16 protein-coding genes and 2 tRNA genes are annotated in these 19636 nt (G+C 72.2%); 9 read left to right on the forward strand and 9 right to left on the reverse strand.

All coding sequences use genetic code 11. The features are described from left to right. Positions 1-52 precede the first annotated feature (52 nt). The 3 genes from OG627_RS16970 to OG627_RS16980 all read right to left on the reverse strand — a co-directional run bounded on the left by OG627_RS16970 (position 53) and on the right by OG627_RS16980 (position 3716). Positions 53-1927, reverse strand: a complete 1875-nt coding sequence (locus OG627_RS16970) for a sensor histidine kinase (RefSeq protein ID WP_329065952.1) — start codon at positions 1925-1927, stop codon at positions 53-55. Next, positions 1924-2682, reverse strand: coding sequence for a response regulator transcription factor (locus OG627_RS16975; protein ID WP_329065954.1), 759 nt, complete (start codon positions 2680-2682; stop codon positions 1924-1926). Before OG627_RS16975 ends, OG627_RS16970 begins: the two co-directional genes overlap by 4 nt. 98 nt (positions 2683-2780) lie before the next feature. Continuing rightward, entirely contained in the window at positions 2781-3716 is a 936-nt protein-coding gene (locus tag OG627_RS16980) for a DUF2797 domain-containing protein (protein WP_329065955.1), read from the reverse strand. A 132-nt stretch (positions 3717-3848) separates the two neighbouring features. Between OG627_RS16980 and OG627_RS16985 the strand changes: the two genes are divergently transcribed. Next, entirely contained in the window at positions 3849-4256 is a 408-nt protein-coding gene (locus OG627_RS16985; protein WP_329072728.1) for a hypothetical protein, read from the forward strand. 190 nt (positions 4257-4446) lie between these two features. On the opposite strand, the gene OG627_RS16990 is transcribed toward OG627_RS16985, so the two are convergent. After that, positions 4447-4519, reverse strand: a tRNA-Arg gene (locus OG627_RS16990). Between the two features lie 193 nt (positions 4520-4712). Further along, positions 4713-4803 (reverse strand) — tRNA-Ser (locus OG627_RS16995). Between the two features lie 207 nt (positions 4804-5010). Between OG627_RS16995 and OG627_RS17000 the strand changes: the two genes are divergently transcribed. Both OG627_RS17000 and OG627_RS17005 read left to right on the forward strand, forming a co-directional pair. Continuing rightward, positions 5011-5565, forward strand: coding sequence for an SSI family serine proteinase inhibitor (locus OG627_RS17000; RefSeq protein WP_329065957.1), 555 nt, complete (start codon positions 5011-5013; stop codon positions 5563-5565). Between the two features lie 227 nt (positions 5566-5792). Then, positions 5793-10475, forward strand: coding sequence for a PAS domain-containing protein (locus tag OG627_RS17005; protein ID WP_329065959.1), 4683 nt, complete (start codon positions 5793-5795; stop codon positions 10473-10475). Positions 10476-10506: 31 nt separating this feature from the next. Here OG627_RS17005 and OG627_RS17010 read toward each other — a convergent pair whose 3' ends face one another. Continuing rightward, positions 10507-10905: a winged helix-turn-helix transcriptional regulator gene (locus OG627_RS17010; protein ID WP_329065961.1), complete on the reverse strand. Its 399-nt coding sequence runs from the start codon at positions 10903-10905 to the stop codon at positions 10507-10509. A 180-nt stretch (positions 10906-11085) separates the two neighbouring features. Here OG627_RS17010 and OG627_RS17015 point away from each other — a divergent pair, with 180 nt between their 5' ends. After that, the gene (locus OG627_RS17015; protein ID WP_329065962.1) at positions 11086-11493 is read left to right on the forward strand and encodes a RidA family protein; all 408 of its coding nucleotides are present in this window, start codon (positions 11086-11088) and stop codon (positions 11491-11493) included. Between the two features lie 144 nt (positions 11494-11637). On the opposite strand, the gene OG627_RS17020 is transcribed toward OG627_RS17015, so the two are convergent. From OG627_RS17020 to OG627_RS17030, 3 genes are all read right to left on the reverse strand, one after another. Continuing rightward, positions 11638-13293: a long-chain fatty acid--CoA ligase gene (locus OG627_RS17020; RefSeq protein ID WP_329065964.1), complete on the reverse strand. Its 1656-nt coding sequence runs from the start codon at positions 13291-13293 to the stop codon at positions 11638-11640. 140 nt (positions 13294-13433) lie between these two features. Next, entirely contained in the window at positions 13434-14051 is a 618-nt protein-coding gene (locus OG627_RS17025) for a SigE family RNA polymerase sigma factor (RefSeq protein ID WP_329065966.1), read from the reverse strand. A 271-nt stretch (positions 14052-14322) separates the two neighbouring features. Then, the gene (locus OG627_RS17030; RefSeq protein ID WP_329065968.1) at positions 14323-14640 is read right to left on the reverse strand and encodes a hypothetical protein; all 318 of its coding nucleotides are present in this window, start codon (positions 14638-14640) and stop codon (positions 14323-14325) included. A 487-nt stretch (positions 14641-15127) separates the two neighbouring features. Here OG627_RS17030 and OG627_RS17035 point away from each other — a divergent pair, with 487 nt between their 5' ends. The 5 genes from OG627_RS17035 to OG627_RS17055 all read left to right on the forward strand — a co-directional run bounded on the left by OG627_RS17035 (position 15128) and on the right by OG627_RS17055 (position 19533). Beyond that, positions 15128-16084 (forward strand): D-alanyl-D-alanine carboxypeptidase family protein, encoded by a 957-nt coding sequence (locus OG627_RS17035; RefSeq protein ID WP_329065970.1) that lies wholly within the window; start codon positions 15128-15130, stop codon positions 16082-16084. Positions 16085-16313: 229 nt separating this feature from the next. Continuing rightward, a complete protein-coding gene (locus tag OG627_RS17040; protein WP_329065973.1) occupies positions 16314-16835 on the forward strand; it encodes a hypothetical protein in 522 nt (173 codons plus the stop codon). 99 nt (positions 16836-16934) lie between these two features. Further along, on the forward strand, positions 16935-17690 hold the full coding sequence (locus OG627_RS17045) for an ATP-binding cassette domain-containing protein (RefSeq protein WP_329065976.1): 756 nt from the start codon (positions 16935-16937) through the stop codon (positions 17688-17690). Then, complete coding sequence (locus OG627_RS17050; RefSeq protein WP_329065978.1) at positions 17678-18958, forward strand: DUF7224 domain-containing protein; 1281 nt, start codon at positions 17678-17680, stop codon at positions 18956-18958. Before OG627_RS17045 ends, OG627_RS17050 begins: the two co-directional genes overlap by 13 nt. Then, complete coding sequence (locus tag OG627_RS17055; protein ID WP_329065980.1) at positions 18955-19533, forward strand: hypothetical protein; 579 nt, start codon at positions 18955-18957, stop codon at positions 19531-19533. Before OG627_RS17050 ends, OG627_RS17055 begins: the two co-directional genes overlap by 4 nt. The last annotated feature ends 103 nt before the right edge of the window (positions 19534-19636 follow it).

The following is a 19636-nucleotide window of genomic DNA, read 5'->3' on the forward strand; positions in this document are numbered from 1 at the left end:
GCGGGTACGGCTGGGCCGGGGGCAGCGGCTGGGAGCGCGGGCGCTGGTAGGGCTAAGAGGACGAGGGAGGGGACGGAGGAGAGGGAGGAGAGGGAGGGGAGGCCATGGGCGGGCCTGTGGGCGGAGGAGGAGCCATGGGCATACCGCCACCGGCACGTCCACCGCCACCGGAACCCGTACGGGGAGCTGTCCCGGGCACGGGAGCCGTCCCCGGGACAGTCGTCCCCAGTGCGGGAATCGTCCCCAGTGCAGTCGTCCCCAGTGCGGGAGCCGTCCCCCAGACAGTCGTCCCCGGTGCAGTCGTCCCCGGTGCGGGGGCGGCCGGGAGTCGTACGGAGAAGACCGTCCGGCCGGGCACACTCTCGACGCTCACGGTGCCGCTGTGGGCCGTGACGACCGCCTGGACGATCGCGAGACCGAGACCGGTGGAGCCGGCCGCGCGGGAGCGCGAGGCGTCGCCGCGCGCGAAGCGTTCGAAGACATGGGGAAGGAGCGCGGGAGGAATACCGGGACCGTCGTCCTCGATGTCGAGCACGACCCACGCCCCGGCGGGCTGCCGGGCGGGCTGCCCGGCGGGCCGCCCGGCGCGGGACCAGCCGTTCACGGCGCCCGCGGCCCTGGCGGGGGCGCCGACCCTGCGGACGCGCGCGGTCACGGTGGTGCCGGGCGGGGTGTGCGTACGGGCGTTGGCCAGGAGGTTGACGAGCACCTGCTGGAGGCGTGGCGCGTCACCCTGTACGGCGGCCTCGGGCTCGTCGGGTTCGGGCAGTTCGAGGCGCCAGTGATGGCTCTGTCCCGCCGCGTGCGCGTCGCTGACCGCGTCCACGACCAGCGGGGAGAGGTCGGTGCTCTCGTACGAGAGCGGGCGTCCGGCGTCGAGCCGTGCCAGCAGCAGCAGGTTCTCGACGAGACCCGTCATCCGCTCCGCCTCGGCCTCGATGCGCCCGAGCGCGTGCCGGGTGTCGGGACCGGTCTCCTCGCGCCCGCGCCGGGTGAGTTCGGCGTACCCGCGGATCGAGGCGAGCGGCGTGCGCAGCTCGTGGCTGGCGTCGGCGACGAACTGCCGTACCCGCGTCTCGCTCTCCTGCCGGGCGGCGAGCGCGGACCCGACATGCCCCAGCATCCGGTTGAGCGCGGCACCGACCTGGCCCACCTCCGTACGGGGGTCGGCCTCGGAGTCCGGGACCCGTACGAGCGGAGCCACCTCCCCGCTGTGCAGGGGGAGTTCGGAGACCCGGGTGGCGGTGTTGGCCACCCGCCGCAGCGGCCGCAGCGCGACGCTGACCAGGGCGCTGCCCGCGATCCCGGCGGCGATCAGCCCGGCCACGGTGACACAGATCTCCACGATCACCAGGGTGTTGAGATTGTCCTGCACCTCGGTGAGGGGCACGCCCACGAGAAAGGAGCCGTTGGACGCGCTGATGTACTCGACGCGGTAATCGCCGAGACCCGGCAGGGTCACGGTGTGGGTGTCCCCGTCGTGGGAGACGCTGTTGAGGGCGTTCTTCTGGGCCGTCGTGAGCACCTTCTCGGTGATCTTCGGGCCCGTGCTGTCGTTCTCGGTCGTCGCGAGGCGCAGTCCGCGGCTGACGGTGTTGTCCGTCCCGACCTGGCCGCCGACCGTACCGACCGGCGCGCCACCGCCCGTCACTATCCTCAGCGGGTCCTCGCCGTTCTGCGGCCCGCCGAACGGCCTGCCGGGCGTGGCCTCGCCGGTCGGCGGACCGGCCGCCCGCTTGGCGACGGCGTGCACCTGGGTGTCGAGCTGGTCGTACAGCTTCGAGCGGAACGCGATCGTGGTGACCGCCCCGATCACGGACGCCACCACGGCGATCAGCAGGACCGCCGAGACCACCAGCCGGGTCCGCAGCGACCACCGCCGGCCCGCCCCGCCGATGCCCGTGTCCGTGCCTCTGGTCCCACTCATCGCGGGGCGTCACCCGGCTGCTCGCCCGGCTTGATCAGATAGCCCGCGCCCCGCCGGGTGTGGATCATCGGCGGGCGTCCCGCGTCGATCTTCCGGCGCAGATAGGAGATGTACAGCTCCACGACGTTGGCCTGGCCGCCGAAGTCGTACGACCACACCCGGTCCAGGATCTGCGCCTTGCTGAGCACCCGGCGCGGATTGCGCATGAGGTAGCGCAGCAGCTCGAACTCGGTCGCGGTCAGATGGATGGACTGCCCGGCGCGCGTCACGTCGTGGCTGTCCTCGTCGAGCGTGAGATCCCCGACGACCAGCAGCGACTCGCTCCGTACGTCCGCCGCGCCGGAGCGCCGGATCAGCCCGCGCAGCCGGGCCACGACCTCCTCCAGGCTGAACGGCTTGGTGACGTAGTCGTCGCCGCCCGCCGTCAGCCCGGCGATGCGGTCCTCCACCGAGTCCTTCGCCGTGAGGAACAGCACCGGCACCTGCGGCAGATCGCGCCGCAGCCGGCCCAGCACCGCCAGACCGTCCATGTCGGGCAGCATCACGTCCAGCACCACGGCGTCGGGCCGGAACTCCCGCGCGGTACGGGTGGCACCGGCGCCGTCCCCGGCGCTGCGCACCTCCCAGCCCTCGTAGCGCAGGGCCATGGACAGCAACTCCGTGAGTGACGCCTCGTCGTCGACGACGAGCACCCGGACGGGGCTCCCGTCCGGCCTGAGCATTTCGGAACGCCCGCGGGGCGAGGTGATGGTCATGGTGCTCACCCTGGGCAAGCGGGCTGAGAGCGGGCTTTCCTCTTCCTGTGAATTCCCTGAGAAAACTGTGAGCGGTCCCGTCCCGTACCCGGGAGCAGTCAGAAGAGCCCGTCCTGCACGCCGTCACGCCGGGGGTCGTGGACGGGGATGACGGGCACGGTGACGGCGGCGCTGCCCGTACCGCCCCCCGGGCAGCCGGTCAGCTCCCACCCGGTCATGAGCCGGGTGTCCAGCACGGTCACGCCGCCGCCGGAAGGGGAACCATCGGCAGCGGAACCTTCGGCAGAAGGGCCTCCGGCCGTGGCGAGGTGCAGATCGGGCCCGGCGGCGGCGATCAGCCGGCCGGCGACGCACCCGCCGTCGACCAGCTCGCCGACCACCCCCGTGGCGGGCGGCAGCCCGGCGAGACCGAACGCCCCGGCGTGGTCCGCCGCCGCGAACGCGATCCGCTCCAGCGACGGCGGCCACCCCTCCAGGGCCGCGGCCGACTCGTACATCCGCAGGATCTCCGCCGCCCGCAGGTCCGGCTCCGGCAGCGCGGACCGTACGGCCCGCTTCCGGGCGTACGGGACCCGGTCCGGCACGCCCAGCGCCGTACGCAGCAGCTCCTCGGTACGGCGCGCGGCCATCAGCGGCCCCCGGCCCAGCCAGCTGAACGCCACCGCGCCCTGCTCCAGCAGCCGCGCGGAGCCGCGTTCCTCGGCGGTGATGCCGACCTTCACCATCCCGGGCCCGAACCAGGCGAGGTAGACGCGGTAGACACGCGGATCATCGGCCACGGTGTCCGCCGCCACGGAGTGCGCCCGCTCCAGCCGCGCGCACTCGGCGCACCGCCCGCCCGTGGAACGCCCGGGAACCGCCGCGCGTACGGGACAGACGTTGCCCCGCGCGCCGACGCACTCGCGGGCCCCGACAGCGCGAAACGCCAGCTCTCGCCCGTACACCAGGGCGCTCTCCCGACGCTCGACGCCCCGCCGCCACCCCAGCGCGGGCACCCCGCCCGCCCACCGGATCCCGCCGCAACGCCAGCCCACCGCCGTACCACCGCTCCCTCGTGTCCCGTTCCCCGATCGACCGGACGCGCCCGGGGCCCCGATGGCACCATGACCCCCGTGACCGACTCAGCCACCCAGCCCTCACCCCCGCAACCGCACGCACCGCAGCCGATCAAGGGGGAGGACGACGCCTCGTACGTCCGCTTCCAAGGTACGGTCCGCAGCCCCCGGGGCCACTTCCCCGGCGTCTTCGCCCTGACCAACACCCTGGAGCGCACAGGCGCCCTCACCGACGAACAGTGGCGCTTCTGGCGCGCCAACAACGACTGGTACGACGCCAACTACACCAACCCGTCCACGGTCGACCCGACCGCCTACGACCAGGACCTCAACCCGGGCGCGGTCGCCTGGTTCAAGCCCTCGGCCGGGGAACTGATCAAGCGGGTGGACGGCTACCTGGAGATCCTCACGGCCCACGGCATCGAGTGCCGCACACTGCGCTCACCGGACCCGGGCCGGATCGTCTACGAGGACGAGTACCAGATCGTCGTGGTCCCGCACGGCACGCACGATCATTGACGACAGGGCCGCGCAGGGCCGTCACGGCGAGGATCGCGAGGACGCCGACCGGCACCCACCCGGACAACTGCCGCCCCCTCGCCGGGCCGTGGCGGACGCGCGACGCCGCGAAGGACGTTGCCGTACTCCGCTGCCGTACGGGAAACGCCAGAGGCCCGATCGGTTTCCCGATCGGGCCTCTGAGCTGCTGTGCACTCGGCAGGATTCGAACCTGCAACCTTCTGATCCGTAGTCAGATGCTCTATCCGTTAAGCTACGAGTGCTCACTCGCGGTGTTGACCGTTAGTGTTGCTTCCCGGGCTTTTCTGCCCCGTCCGCGTTGCGAGAACAACATTACATGACCTGCGGCGCCAGGTGAAATCCATTGGCCACACCCGCCCTGAGCTGCGGAAACGGCCCGAAAAGCAGGAGAACGGGCGAAGCCCCGGCTGGTGGGCCGGGGCTTCGGGTGGTGCGCGGAGGCGGAGGGATTTGAACCCTCGATGGGCTTTAAGACCCAAACCGCATTAGCAGTGCGGCGCCATAGACCGGACTAGGCGACGCCTCCAGCACATCCGCGCGGGCGCGGATGGTGCGTGCAGATGATGACACAGCCGGGTGGGGTGCCACCAATCGCTGCTCACGGTACTAGGAGGGTGGCCCCGAGGGCAAAGCACATTGCCGGTGCGCAACGCCGGGGCCCGGTGCGCGTTAGAGGGGTGACACCACATGGGGCGGTTCGCGTCCCGTCCGTCACGGAGCACAAGGAGCCGTCATGCCCGTCACGCCCGTCACGCCCGTCATGCCTGCGTTGCCTGCGATGCCCGCCAGGCCGCTGCGTCGTCTCGTCCTCGCCGCCGTCGCCTCCCTCGCCGTCCTGGGGGCCGGGGCGCCCGTCGCCTTCGCCGGGGCGGGGAGCTTCCCCGTACCGCTGCTGCCCATCAACGGGGCCGGAGCCGAGGCCGGGGCGGAGGCGGAGACCCCGGCCGCCGATGTGTTGACCGTCACCGTCGCCGACAGCGGGGTCGCCGGGGCCGACGGGACGTTCCGGTTGAGCTGCCGGCCGGCCGGGGGGACGCACCAGCGGGCGCGGGCCGCGTGCGACCGGCTGGAGAAGGTCGGCGGGGAGGTGGCCGTCGGCGGGCAGGACCCGTTCGCGCCCGTGTCGAAGGACACGATGTGCACCATGATGTACGGCGGCCCGGCCACCGCCCGGATCACCGGGACCTGGCAGGGCCGGAGGGTCGACGCGTCCTTCAGCAAGGCCAACGGCTGCGAGATCTCCCGCTGGCGGGCGTTGGAACCCGTGCTTCCGGCCACCACCGCCTGAGCATCGGTCAAAAGATCAAAAGATCAAAAGCGGATCGGCGGCGAGGGGGCGGTCGGTGGCCCGCCGCGCGCCCCCTCGTGCCCGCTCCCGAGGGGGAACTCCGTCTCATCCGCCGTCACGGGTACCGTCCCAGCCTTTAGACTCCCTTCCGTGACAGGCCGGAACCCGAGAGGCAAGATGGCTCGGGCCGTCCGCAAGGTGCAGTAGGTCAGGGAGGAAGCGTCGTCGTGAGCAGCAGGCCATCCCGGGGCGCTGCTCGCCTCGCGGCGATACTCGACGCACTCCCCGACGGCCTGGTGCTCGTCAACGCCAACGGCACGGTCGTCAACGCGAACACCATCGCGCTGGAGATGTTCGAGACCCCCGGCACGGCGCTCGTCGGGCGCGGGCTGCTCGACCTGCTCCCCGAGTTCGACTCCAAGCTGATCCCCGGTTCGATGCGCCGGCCCGCGTCGGCGGACGCCCGCGGCCGTACGAAGCCGACGCGGATGGTCGCCCGGCGCACGGACGGCGGCGAGTTCCCCGCCGAGGTCACCAGCGCGAGCCTGGAGGACGGCCGCGACGCGTACAACGACTCGCACAGCTACACCGGCGACGAGCTGCTGATGCTGGTCGTCCGGGATCTGTCGGGGACGATGGACACCGAGGCCGAGCTGGCGCGTTCGCAGCGGCAGACCGAGATGATCCTGCGCGCCGCCTCCGAGGGGGTCGTCGGCACGGACACGGACGGCCGGGTCGTCCTCGTCAACCCCGCCGCCGCGCAGATCCTGGGCTTCCGCGCCGGCGATCTGGGCGGCCGTGAGCTGCATACGCTTGTCATGCACTCGCGCGCCGACGGGGAGACCTTCCCGTACTCCGACTCGCCGCTCGCCGACACGCTCAGGTCGGGCCGCAAGCACCGGGTGCGCGGGCAGGTGCTGTGGGCGAAGAACGGCAAGCAGGTGCCGGTCGATCTGACGACCTCGCCCGTACGGGACGGTGACCAGCTCGTCGGCGCCGTGATGACGTTCACCGACCGGCGTCCGTACGACGATCTCACCAAGCAGCACGCCGCCGAGCTGGCCAGCGCCGAGGAGCGGCACGCGGCGGAGCTGAAGGAGACGCGTGAGCGGCTCGAAAACGAGCTGGAGGAGACCGGCGAGCGCCTCGCCGGCGAGCTGAAGGAGACGACGCAGCGGCTCAACTCCGAGCTGGCCGAGGCGTCGGAGGCGCACGCGGCGGAGCTGGCGGACCGCAGCGACCGGTACGCGGCCGAGATCGAGAAGCTCACCGAGCGGTACGGGGACGTGGCCGGGCGCCACTCCCAGCTGACCGCCGTGCTGGGCGAGTCGCTGCGCGGCCCGCTGATCGAGCTGCGCGACGAACTGACCACGCTCGCCGCCGATCCGGCCGGGCAGCTGTGGCCCGAGGCCAACCAGATCCTGCACCACCTGTCCGCCGGTTACGCGCGGATGACGACGCTCGTCGACAACGTGCTCGGCTACCAGCGGCTCGACGTCGGCGCCGAACAGCTCGCCAAGACCAATGTCCTGCTCGACGGCGTGGTGGCCGCCGGGGTCGAGGGCGCCGTCGAGCTGATCGGTCCCGGTCGGGCTCAGTTCGCCGTCCACGCGCCGCCGATCGAGGCCGAGGTGGACGCGGGACGGCTGGCGACGGCCCTCGCGCATCTGATCGCTGATGTGGCCGGGGTCGACTCGACGGGCCGGGCCCGGCTGATGCCAGGCGGCGGATATGTCGACTCGACGATCGTGGTGGCCGCCGCGCAGCGCGGTGATGTCGTACGGATCGAGGTGCGCGGCCCGTTCGGCGGCGGCGATCCGGTGCACGAGCCGATCGTGAGCGGGATCGTACGGGCGCACGGCGGGGTGCTCCAGACGCACGAGGTGCCGGGCATGAGCGGCAGCGCCTATGTGCTGGAACTGCCGCTGGGCCAGGGCGCGGGGACGGTTCCGCCGCCCACCGCGATGCCGCCCGGCGGCCAGCCCGCCCTGCCCGCGCCGCCGTCGCCGCACCCGGACGACCCGGGTATGGGTACGGATACGGATACGGGCGGAGGCGCGGGGCCGCGTACGGGCCCGGGGGCGCAGCGCGGTCCCGGCACGTCGGGCGGCGGCAGGCGCCGCGCGCGGCGGGCGTCCACGGACGCGTTCCTGGACTCCCCGATGGAGGACACCGGCGAGCGGGAGCTGCCCGAACAGCAGGCCCCGGCGCAGCCGCAGGCCCACCAGCAGGCGCAGTCCCACCCCCAGATGCAGTCTCACGCTCAGATGCAGTCTCACGCGCCGGCGCCCGTCCAGGCGCAGCCGGAGCAGTCCGCGTCCGCGCCCACGGGACGGCGCAGGGCCCGCAACGCCGACGCGGGCGCCCCGGCTCCGGCCGCGAGCGCGGCGGAGATGATCCCGGCGCAGGACACCGGAGGTACGAACGGCGCGAACGGCGGCACCGGGCGCCGGCGCGGCCGGCCGAGCCCGGCGGAGGACGCGGCGGCCGGCGCGGGTCCCGGTTCCGGCCTCGCCGTGCCCGCTCCCGCGCAGCCCGCGCCCTCCGAGGGGGCGGTCGTCACGGCCGCCGAAGGGGCGCATCCGACCGGGCGCGCGGCGCTCGGTCAGGCCGTACCGCCGCAGGGAGTACCGGTGGAGGCCGGTCCCGGCGGGACCGGGCGCCGGGCACGGCGGCCCGAGCAGCGGGCGCTTCCTGCGCTGTCGGCGGGGCCTTCGGCTCAGGCTCCCCCGGCCCAGGGACCCTCGTCCCACCATCCCTCCGCGCCGGGTTCCTCGGCGCCGGGGCAGCCCGCTGCGGCACAGCACGCCCCCGTACCCGCACCCGCTCCGATGCCCGAACCGGCGCCGGCCGCCAACGCCGCGGCGATGCCTGCCGCGCAGCCGCAACCGCAGCCCGCCCCGGGCCAGCACGGGGGGCGCCGGGCCCGGCGGGCGCTCGCTCCGGCGCAGGAGCGGCACATCCCGGTGCCGCCCGAGCCGGAGACCGCCCGCAGTCCGTTCGCCCTGCCGCCCGCCGCCGCCGATCGCCCCGCGGCCCCGGCCCCGGCGTCGGCGCCCGTGCGGGACGCGCGGGCCGCTTCGGACGCGTCGCTGCCGGGCCGTCACGACGCCGTACGGACGGATCCCGACGCCGACCACACCCCGCCGCAGCCGCACCCGCTGCCCCAGGGACGGCGCCGGGTGTCGGGGGACACGGCGCACTCGGGACCCGTGCCGTCCGGGCCCGTACCGTCCGGGCCTGTGCCGTCCATGCCCGCACCCGCGCCGTCCGGGCCCGTACCCGTCGGGCCGTACGTGGACGATCCGAACGCCTGGGGAAGCCCGCCCCCGCAGCCGGGCACCGGCGGCCAGGAGACCGGGACGTCCTCGGCCTTCGGGATGATGTCGGGACCGCCCGGCTGGCCCGACGACCCGGCGCCGACGCCCGCGCCCCAGGCGCCGGCCCCTGCCCAGGCTCCAACCCACGTTCCCGCCCTCGCCCCGGATCCCGTTCCGGAAGGGCCCGTTCCGCCGGTTCCGCCCATTGCGCCGGTTCCGCCCGTTCCCACGGCTCCAGCGGCGGCGTCCCTCGCGTCGGTGGCCACCTCGGAGTCCTCGGTGGAGTCCTCCGTTCCGAACCCCCGGCGCGGCGCTCACCAGCCGATGCCTCCCGCCCAGCCGCTCCCGGAGGAGACCCAGGCCCCGGAGGCTCAGATCCCGGAGGCCGCGATCCCGGCGGACTCCACCCAGGGGCGCGCTTTCAGCGTGCGCACGCTCGGCCAGGGCGTGCCGTTCACGCAGTACCTCCCGCAGCAGGGTCAGCCGCAGGGCCAACAGCCCCAAGGCCAGCCTCAAGGCCAGGGCCAGCCTCAGGGCCAGGGCCAGGGCCAGCCGCAGTCCCTCGGCTCCGGGCGACGGCGCAAGCTGGGCACCCCGCCCGACGGCACGCTCCGCCCCGATCCGGCCGCCGCCCAGGCACCGGCCGCGACGCAGCCCCAGGCAGCGCCCCAGGCACCTCCCGCCGCCGCCCCTCCCGGCGCCACCCAGGGCGGCGGCCTGCGCCTGCCCGCCGCGCGCCCGGAGGGCCGCTCGTACGCGATAGGAGCCCCTGACGAGGGCGCCGAGGGCCCCGAGCCGCTGGACGGTCCCGGCGGCGCGGTCGAGGTCGCCAACCGGCCCCAGCCGCAGCCCGTCGACGACGAACTCCCCCCGGAGCCACTCGACAACCCGCGTCGGCTGCTGGTCTGGCCCGCGCCGGACGTCGCCACCGAGCAGGCGCTGAGCGACCGCGGCTACCGCCCGGTCGTCGTGCACTCCCGCGACGAGGTCGCGGCCCAGATCGCCGCGTTCCCCGCGGCGCTGTTCGTCGACCCGCTCACCGGGCCGATCACCCGTACCGCGCTCCAGTCGCTGCGCCAGGCGGCCGTCGCCGCCGAGGTCCCCGTACTGGTGACGGCCGGCCTCAGCCAGGCGACGCGGGAGGAGGCGTACGGAGCCGATCCGGCCGTACTCCTCAAGGCCCTCGCACCGCGCGACAGCGAACAGCACCCGCCGCGTGTGCTGTTGATAGAGCAGCACGACGAGATCGCGCTCGCCCTGACGGCGACGCTGGAGCGGCGCGCGATGCAGGTCGCGCGGGCGGCCACCGACAACGAGGCGGTCAATCTCGCCGCCCAGATGCGGCCGAACCTGGTGGTCATGGATCTGATGCAGGTACGGCGCCGACGCGCCGGCATCATCGACTGGCTGCGCGCGAACGGCCAGTTGAACCGGACTCCGCTGGTGATATACACCTCGACCGGCATCAACGAGGAGGAGCTGCACCTGCTCACCTCGGGCGAGACCGTGCTGTTCCTCGCCGAGCGGTCGACCACGTCCGAGGTGCAGGACCGGATCGTCGATCTGCTCGCGAAGATCGGCACGAACTGACCTCTCGGCGTCCGGCTTCAGGCGTCCGGCGTCAGGCGTCAGGCGTCAGGCGTCCGGCCTCGAAGCGGTCGCGGGACGCCTCGATATGGCCGAGGTACCGCTGAGTCCAGTCGCACATGGCGTCGACGGTCGCCCGCAGAGCCTGCCCCGCCTCGGTGAGCGTGTACTCGACCCGTGGCGGCACGGTGGGGTACACGGTCCGCTCGACCATGCCGTTGCGCTCCAGCAGGCGCAGATTCTGGGTGAGCATCTTGTGGCTGATGCCCTCGACGCCTTGCCGGACCTCGCTGAAGCGCAGGGTGCGTTCGCCCAGGGCCTCGATGATCAGGAGAGCCCATTTATTGGCGATGTCCGAGAAGATCTCCCGCGCCAGGGAGTCCGCGCGCCGCAGATCCGCGTCCTCGGCCAGGCCCTTGAACTGCTTGGTCACCTTCGGGTTCCCCAGTCACTGAAAAGTGCGTTCTTCCATGTCAACGCAGACTCTCCTACGGTTCCTCAGTAACCACAAGAGACCGCAGACCGCAGACCGCAGACCTCGGACCTCGGACCTCGGACCACAGCTCACGGGTACCGGCGACCACCGGCCCCGTACGGCAAGGAGACGCGCGCCATGGCCATCACCCTCGTCAACCCCGAAGGACTGCCGGAGATCGACGCCTACCGGCAGGTGTCGGTCGCGACCGGCTCGAAGCTGGTCTTCATCGCCGGGCAGGTCGCCTGGGACGCCGAGGGGGTCACGGTCGGCGAGGGCGACCTCGCCGCACAGGTCGAGCAGTGCTACCTCAACATCGGCACCGCCCTGGCGGGGGTCGGCGCCTCCTTCGACGACGTGGCGAAGCTGACCGTCTACGTCGTCGACTGGACCCCCGACAAGATGCCGCTGTTCCTGGAGGGGGTCGCGCGGGCTACCGCGAAGCTGGGGGTCACCCCCGTGCCGCCGGGCACGCTGCTGGTCGTCGCGGCGCTGGACGTGCCCGACCATCTGGTGGAGATCGAGGCCACCGCGGTCATCGACTGAGCAGCCGCTGCCACTCCTCGGCGGTGTTGGTGCGAAGGATCCCCTTCGCGCCGACACCACCGACACCACCGACACCGGGCCCCCTCCGCGCCAACACCGGGTCGGTTCCCGCAGCTCCCGCAGCTCCTACAGCTCCTACAGCTCCTACAGCTCGGTGACGTCCAGCTCGCCGTCCGCGTACCACCGCCGGATCACCTTCTTGTCGAACTTCCCCACGCTCGTCTTCGGCACCGCCTCCACCACCGCCCACCGCTCCGGCAGCTGCCATTTCGCGATCTTCCCGGCGAGGAACTCCCGGAGCGACGCGTAATCCGCCGTGGCGCCCTCCTTGAGGACGACCGTAGCGAGGGGCCGCTCGCCCCACCGGTCGTCCGGCACGGCCACCACCGCCGCCTCGGCCACCTCCGGGTGGGCCATCAGCGCGTTCTCCAGGGCCACGCTGGAGATCCACTCGCCGCCGGACTTGATCACGTCCTTCGCCCGGTCGGTGAGGGTGAGATAGCCGTCCGGGCTGACGACCCCGACGTCCCCGGTCCGCAGCCAGCCGTCGTCGCTGAACTTGTCCGCCGGCCTGACCGGTTCGGCGTCCACGCCCCCGAAGTACGCCCCGGCTATCCACGGGCCGCGTACCTCCAGCTCACCGGCCGACTCTCCGTCCCACGGCAGGATGTCGCCCGCGGGCCCGGCGAGCCGCGCCTCGACCCCGGCCGGGAAGCGGCCCTGGGTGACGCGGTACGGCCACTCCTCCTCGGCGGTGAGGCCGGCGGGCGGGTTGGACATCGTGCCGAGCGGCGAGGTCTCCGTCATGCCCCAGGCGGCGCAGAGCCGCACCCCGAGCTTGTCGTACGCCTCCATGAGCGCCGGAGGGCAGGCGGCGCCGCCGATGGTCACGCGGGCCATCGAGGACAGATCGCGCGGGTGGGCCGTGACCTCGGCGAGCAGTCCCTGCCAGATGGTGGGGACGGCGGCGGCGTGGGTGGGGCGCTCGCGCTCGATCATCTCGGCGAGCGGGGCGGCCTGGAGGAAGCGGTCGGGCATCAGCATGTTCACGCCGGTCATGAACGTGGCGTGGGGCAGCCCCCAGGCGTTCACATGGAACTGCGGGACGACGACGAGCGACGTGTCCTTGTCCGTCAGCCCCATCGACTCGGCCATGTTGACCTGCATGGAGTGCAGATAGATCGAGCGGTGCGAGTAGACGACGCCCTTGGGGTCGCCGGTGGTCCCGGAGGTGTAGCACATGGCCGCCGCGGCCCGCTCGTCCAGCTCGGGCCAGTCGAAGACGGCCGGACGGTCCGCGATCAGCTCCTCGTACTCGTGCACCTGTACGGCCGTACCCGCCGCCTCGTCCAGCGGGCCCCGGTCGCCGACACCGGAAACGACGACGTGCTCGACGGTCGGCAGGTGCGGCAGGAGCGGGACGAGCAGTGGCAGCAGGGAGCCGTTCACGAGGAGCACGCGGTCGGCGGCGTGCTTGACGATCCAGACGAGCTGCTCGGCGGGCAGACGCAGATTGAGGGTGTGGAGGACGGCGCCCATCGAGGGGATCGCGAAATACGCCTCGACGTGCTCCGAGTTGTTCCACATCAGCGTGGCGACGCGCTCGTCGCCGGTGACGCCGAGGCCGTCGCGCAGGGCGGCGGCCAGCCGGGTCGCGCGCTCGCCGATCTCGGCGAAGGAGCGGCGCCGCGGCTCGCTCTCGCCGGTCCAGGTCGTGACCTGGGAGGACCCGTGGATGGTCATCCCGTGGAGCAGGATGCGGGTCACGGTCAGCGGTACGTCCTGCATCGTGCTGAGCACGGCGTCCTCCCGGTGGGCGCTGGCGCTGCGTGGCGGAGAAGGGCGCAGAAGGTGCTGCGCTGTGAAGATTCTTCTCACGTACCGTGCGGTATGTCACTACCCGGGACCGGAAGTGCGGGTCGGACCAGGGTCGGCCAAGGTCACCGCACCGGGGAAAGTTCCGGGTCCTCCCGGAGTTTGCCGAGCGCGCGCGACACCGCGCTCTTGACCGTACCGACCGAGACCCCGAGCACCTCAGCCGTCTGGACCTCGCTGAGATCCTCGTAGTACCGCAGGACGACCATGGCCCGCTGCCGGTCGGGCAGCTTCATCACCGCGCGCCACATCGAGTCGTGCAGCACCTGGCGCTCGGCGGGGTCGGGCTCGGGGACGCCCGCCGGCTCGGGCAGCTCGTCGCAGGCGAACTCGTCGACCTTGCGCTTGCGCCACTGCGAGGTACGGGTGTTCAGCAGGGCCCGGCGGACATAGCCGTCCAGGGCGCGGTGGTCCTCGATCCGCTCCCAGGCGACATAGGTCTTGGTGAGCGCCGTCTGGAGCAGGTCCTCGGCGTCGCACGGGTTGGCGGTCAGCGAGCGCGCCGTTCGCAGCAGCACGGGCCCCCGCGCCCGTACGTACGAGGAGAACGACGCGTAGGGCGGTACGTGGGACACGTGGGACATGTGCGACACGTGTGGCGCGTACGGCGAGGAGGTCGGGTACGACGAGTGCGCGGCCGGCTTGGCGGCTTGTGAGGCGCTCGTGCAGACAGGCGTGGTCATGGCTCCACGCTAGGAGCGATGCGTACTCCGGGGGATCGCCCCCAGGTCCCGAAGCGATGTCCGCCTCTGGGTGTAGGGGTGGGGCTGCCTCCACCTCCTGAAGGTGGAGGCAGCCGGACGGAACCGTCAGGGTCGGGCGCGGCGGCGGCTTCCCCCGTACCCCCCGCGGGGACCCGCGCGAAGGCGTCCCGCGTTCCGGCACGGAAGTGCCGTCACGCGGGACGCCCTCTGTCACTCACCCCTCAGTCACGCCCCCCGTCGGGCCGAGGTCCTACCACCAGAAAGGCACGTTGTAGGCGACGGAGATGTTGTGGTTCGACTGGTCGATCGCCGTCAGGCCCGAACCGATCACATTCGCGGTGTTGTTCTGATTGGACGCCCCGGCGCCGGTCGCCACCTGCTGGGTGGTGGTCGAGTTGCCGAAGTTGTCACCCCGCACCCCGCTGCCGGCAATGGTGGCCGCCGACGCGTTCGCACCGTCGTCGGCGAAGGCGTGGTCATCAGCCTGGGCGACCCCGGTGAAGAGCGCGGCGGCGAGAGGCAGGGCGGCGACCACAGCGATGGCACGGGCGGTACGGAAGCTTGCCATGTCAATTCCTCCAGGAACCAGAAGTACGGCTTGATCCGGGGCAGTTGGCCGACCGCCTCGGTCGTGGTGACGACGTCGCGGTCACAGACTTGCCCACCGCATACCGCTCGAACCAGTCGGGAGGCCCTTATTCCCTCGCAAGCGTGAGGACAAGTAGATAAACCCCTTATGCGCCCCCAAAACCCCAGCTCGGCCGCCGCGCACCGACAAGCCCTTCCTCGCACCGCCGCGAGCCCTTCCGGGGTGGCGACCCGCACCGCCCCGGGCCCCGAACACCGCGAGCCCCCTCCCCCTTCATCGCTCAGACGTTCGAGCCAAGAAGCGCGCATCGGCCCCCTGGAACGGAGTCGAGCCCGACCAGGGATCGCGACCAGGAATCGCGACCAGGAATCGCGGCCAGGAATTCCGTACATCCCTTCGAGGCGCTCACGAGTCTCGTATCGGGACCCTTTTCTGTCTGCGGTCCGACTTCGTCGCATTTCCATGCATGTGTGAACTCGGAGTGTTTCCTTTGATATCCAGCCACCCGGGCGTGCGCAGAGCCGCCGTGGTCGCCCTCACCTCCGGCGCGCTCCTCTCCGTCTCCGCCCTGGCCGCACCGGCCCAGGCGGCCACCAAGCCGTCGGTCGGCGGCAAGGGCGCGTTCCTGCTGAACAACGCCTCCAGCGCAACCGTCTTCAGCAAGACCCCCGACACGCGCCGCCAGATGGCCAGCACGACGAAGATCATGACGGCCGCCGTGGTGCTCAGCACCAAGGGCGTCGATCTCAACCGCAAGGTGACGATCAAGAAGGCCTACCGTGACTACGTCACCAAGCAGGGCGGCTCCACCGCCGATCTGCGCACCGGCGACAAGGTCACCGTCCGCCAGCTGCTGTACGGCACGATGCTGCCCTCCGGCTGCGACGCGGCGTACGCGCTCGCGGACACGTACGGGACCGGCTCCACCAACGCGGCCCGCACCAAGTCGTTCATCGCGAAGATGAACGCGAAGGCGAAGGAGCTGAAGCTCAAGAACACCAGCTTCGACTCGTTCGACGGCATATCGAGCGCGGGGAAGAACTACACGACCCCGCGCGACCTGGCGAAGATCGCCCAGTACGCCATGAAGAACGCCAACTTCCGCACGGTCGTCAAGGCCACGTCCTACAAGGGCACGGCGCCGACCAGCACGGGCGGCAAGCGCACGTACACCTGGTACAACACGAACAAGCTCCTCGGCTCCTACAAGGGCGCCATCGGGATCAAGACCGGCACCGGCACGAGCGCCGGCCCCTGCCTGGTCTTCGCCGCGACCCGGGGCAGCAAGACCCTGGTCGGCGTCGTCCTGAACGGTTCCGACCGCTACAAGGACGCGGCGAAGATGCTCGACTACGGCTTCGGCTCGACCACGGCCAAGACGATGCAGCTGCGCTCCCTGCCGACGGACGCCCAGCGCGACTGATCCTGGGACGAGAGAGGGACGGGGGCCGCCCCGGAGCGCGACAGCTCCGGGCGGCCCCCGCTTCCGTGCCCGTCCGCCCGTCCATCCGCCTGCCTGCCCGCCTGCCCGTGACTATGCCAAGGGAAATTGAGCCGGGAAATTGAACGTCGAAAATAATATGAAATGCCTCGTCAGTCACGATCAGGCTACAAAGGTCATTAAGCCCTGAAAGCGGCAGGACATCCCCACCATGATCTGGCAAACCGGGCACCTCGGTGCCCGGTCGGTCTGCATCGGCGTCAACGAGGGAGATGTCTTGCGCAACGACTCGGCCCCCCGCACCGCACACCCGGCCTCCCGCATCGCGCGGCGCACCGGAGCGGTCCTCGCGGCCACGGGGCTTGCCCTGTCACTCACCAGCCAGGCGTGGGCGGGGACGCTCAACAGCTATCTGAAGGAGGTCATGGTCGGATTCGAGTCCAGCAGTTGGGAACACACCGGAAAAGCCTCCACCGTCATCCACTTCACGGGCTGCTCCCTGCCCGGCGCCACCTTCAAGGACACCACGGTCGAACTCACCCGCGCGCGTCCGATGCTTCCCGATATCAACCAGGGACAGAAGACGTTCAGCGCGTGCAAGAACGGCGGGACGTCGAAGGGTAACTGGGGAGCCAGGGAGCGCAATTCCCGCTACTACTTCACCATCAAGAAGATCAATGGCGGCGGCGGGAATCTGCGGATGGACGTCAACGCCGTGAAGGTCACGTACTAGAACAGCCCCATCGCCGAGCGCGGTGGCGGCCACGGCTCATCGCACCACGACACATTCTCCCCGCCACCGCGCTCCCTCATGCCAGGAGAGCCGCATCCCATGCCTCTTCAATTCACCGGATGTTCCTTCGGATACAACAGGAGACGGCGGATCCTGCACGCCCTCGACTGCCTTGTGCCCAAAGGACGTACGGTCTTCCTCGGCCCCAACGGAGCGGGCAAGAGCACGGTGCTCGGGCTCGCGGCCTCCGCGTTACGCCCCAGGTCGGGGACCGTCTCGTACCGGGGGATCGACTCCACCGACCCCCGGTCGCTCAAGAAGTACCGCAAACGCGTCGCGTGGCTGCCCCAGGACGTCGAATCCGTACCGGGCCTGACGGCACGTCAGCAGGTCGCCTACGTGGGGTGGCTGAAGGGTATGTCGCGCGCGGCGGCGTGGGACGAATCCCTGCGCGCCCTCCAGAAGGTGGAGCTCGGGCGGCAGTCGCGCACCCCGGTCGACCGGTTGTCCGGCGGCCAGCGACGCAGGGTCGGGGTCGCGCAGTCCCTCGTCCACGGCGCCGAGGTGCTGCTGCTCGACGAGCCCACCGCGGGGATGGACCCGCGCCAGCGGCGCGTCTTCCACGATGTGCTCGGCACCCTGCCCGCCTCCGTACACGTCGTGCTCTCCACGCACGACACCGCGGACCTCGACACGGCCTACGACAACGTCCTCGTCCTGGTCTCGGGAGAGATCGTGTTCGGCGGCCCCGTACGGGAGTTCCTGTACCACGCGCCCGCCGGCACGGCGGCGGGCCGGCAGGCGGAGGCCGCGTACGAGGCGCTCACCGAGAGGACCGGCCGATGGGACTCCTGAGCGTCCCCGGCAGGCCCGCGGCGCTGTGGGCCGCGGGGCCGCTCACCGCCCTCAACTGCTGGTACGTGTACACCTTCGCCCACTCCGCCTCCACCACGTACGGCGGCTTCACCACGCATGTGACGGGCTATACGGTCTTCGCGACCGCCGCGGGCTGCGCGGCCCTCGCCGCCTGGGAGGCCGGACGGCTGCGGGCGGCGCGGATCTGGTCCTTCGCTCCGGTACGGGGGCGCTGCGCGATCGCCGGGAACGCGCTGCTCCCGGTGGCGGTGGTTGCGGTGGCCGCGACGGTGCCCGCCTGCGTGACGGCGGCCCTGGTGGTCGGCGCTGCGCCCCGGCTCGCCGATCTGCCCACGTTCGGCATGCTGTTCTCCGTCGTCGCCGCGCACATCGTCCTGGGCTTCGCGGTGGGCTCCGTACTCCCCCGGGTCATCGCGTGCCCGCTCATGCTGGTGGGTGTCTTCCTCTGGATGGGCGTGCCCGCCACGATGGAGGCCATGTGGGTCCGGCATCTGAACGGACTGCTGGTCGACAGCGCCACCGTCACCGACGACATCGCCCCCTCGGCCCTGATCGCCCCCGTACTGCTGGCCGGCGGACTGGCCCTCGCGGTGCTGGTCTGCTGCTCCCCGCTGCGGCGGCGGAGCCTGCGCGCGGCGCTCGGCGTGTGCTGCGCGGTCACTGGGGCGGCCTCGGCCTACGCGCTGGTGGCCGACGCCGACACCCGGGTGCCGACCGTCCCGCGTACGGGGGCCGCCGCGTCGGTGTGCGACACGGCGGCGCCCCGCATCTGCGTACCCGAGGAACTGCGCCCCGAGGTGCCCCGGCTGCGGGCGGCGCTGCGGGAGGTGCTGCCGCGCATGGAGGCGGCCGGGATCCGGGGGCCGGCGTCACTCGCGTACGTCTCCGACGACACGTCGCTGCCCCCCGGGACCTGGCGGATCGCCCCCTCCGACGGTCTCTCCGCGGCCGAGGCCAGAACCGTGGTGGCGCTCGGCCCGCTGCCCGTGTGGCACGACTGCCCGAGCCTGCCCGAGGACGGGTGGCGCGACGAGGGACCGGTGTCGGCGTGGCTCAGACTCGCGGCCGGGCTGCCCGCCACCGAGGTGGACGAACAGACGGACGAGGAATCCCTGCGGGTGGCTCGTACCGTACGCGGCTGGAGCCGGGAGAAACAGAACACCTGGTTCCACGACGCCACCCGGCTCCTCGACAGCTGTGAACCCGACACCCAGGGGCTGCTCGCGGGATCGGCGGCCCGGCGGTGACCGCCTGGGCGACGGTACGGCGCCCCCTGTACCCGCTGGCCGGACTGGCGGCGTTCGCGGGTGCGATGGCCCTGGCCAGCGAGACGACGGTCCATGTGCCGTCGCTGACCCCGAACGGCACCGCGGGCATCCGGCTGATGCTGTTCGCCCCGCTCACGGTCTGCGTGGCGCTCCTGGTCTGCCTCGACCGGCGGCTCCCGAAGGCCGAACTGACCGGCGTACGGCCCGTGGTGAGCGCCGACCGGCTCCTGGTCCTGGCCACGGCCGTGGCCTCGCTCGGCGCGGGAGCCCTGATCGCGGAGCTGTCCGACGCCCCCTCGGCGCTGGCGGCGGGCCGCAACGCCCTCTTCCTCACCGGCCTCGCCCTCCTCGTCCGCGCCTGGGGAGGCACGACGGCGGCGGGCGCGGCGGCGGCGGGCTGGGTCGGCCTCGTCCTCGTGGCCGGCTTCCGCAACGCCCAGTCCCCCCGCCTGTGGGCCGTCGTCCCCCAACCGATGACCGACCCCCTGGCGGCCTGCGCGACGGGGATGGTGCTGGTGGCGGGGGTGGTGGCGATGGGACGGCGACGGGCTTAGCGGACGGCGAACGGCGGGGTGGCCGACGAGGCGGCCGGCGGCGTGCGGGGTGGGTTGCGGCGTTCCCATCTGGAAATCCGACAAGTCAACGTGATCGAATGGT

It is taken from the genome of Streptomyces sp. NBC_01429 (assembly GCF_036231945.1).
Taxonomy (GTDB): domain Bacteria; phylum Actinomycetota; class Actinomycetes; order Streptomycetales; family Streptomycetaceae; genus Streptomyces.

Excerpts from the sequence above, each read along its gene's own strand:
- OG627_RS16970 (WP_329065952.1), bottom strand. The coding sequence starts at position 1,927 with ATGAGTGGGACCAGAGGCACGGACACGGGCATCGGCGGGGCGGGCCGG.
- OG627_RS16975 (WP_329065954.1), bottom strand. The coding sequence starts at position 2,682 with ATGACCATCACCTCGCCCCGCGGGCGTTCCGAAATGCTCAGGCCGGAC.
- OG627_RS17000 (WP_329065957.1), top strand. The coding sequence starts at position 5,011 with ATGCCCGTCACGCCCGTCACGCCCGTCATGCCTGCGTTGCCTGCGATG.
- OG627_RS17015 (WP_329065962.1), top strand. The coding sequence starts at position 11,086 with ATGGCCATCACCCTCGTCAACCCCGAAGGACTGCCGGAGATCGACGCC.
- OG627_RS17025 (WP_329065966.1), bottom strand. The coding sequence starts at position 14,051 with ATGACCACGCCTGTCTGCACGAGCGCCTCACAAGCCGCCAAGCCGGCC.
- OG627_RS17030 (WP_329065968.1), bottom strand. The coding sequence starts at position 14,640 with ATGGCAAGCTTCCGTACCGCCCGTGCCATCGCTGTGGTCGCCGCCCTG.
- OG627_RS17035 (WP_329065970.1), top strand. The coding sequence starts at position 15,128 with ATGTGTGAACTCGGAGTGTTTCCTTTGATATCCAGCCACCCGGGCGTG.
- OG627_RS17040 (WP_329065973.1), top strand. The coding sequence starts at position 16,314 with ATGATCTGGCAAACCGGGCACCTCGGTGCCCGGTCGGTCTGCATCGGC.
- OG627_RS17045 (WP_329065976.1), top strand. The coding sequence starts at position 16,935 with ATGCCTCTTCAATTCACCGGATGTTCCTTCGGATACAACAGGAGACGG.
- OG627_RS17050 (WP_329065978.1), top strand. The coding sequence starts at position 17,678 with ATGGGACTCCTGAGCGTCCCCGGCAGGCCCGCGGCGCTGTGGGCCGCG.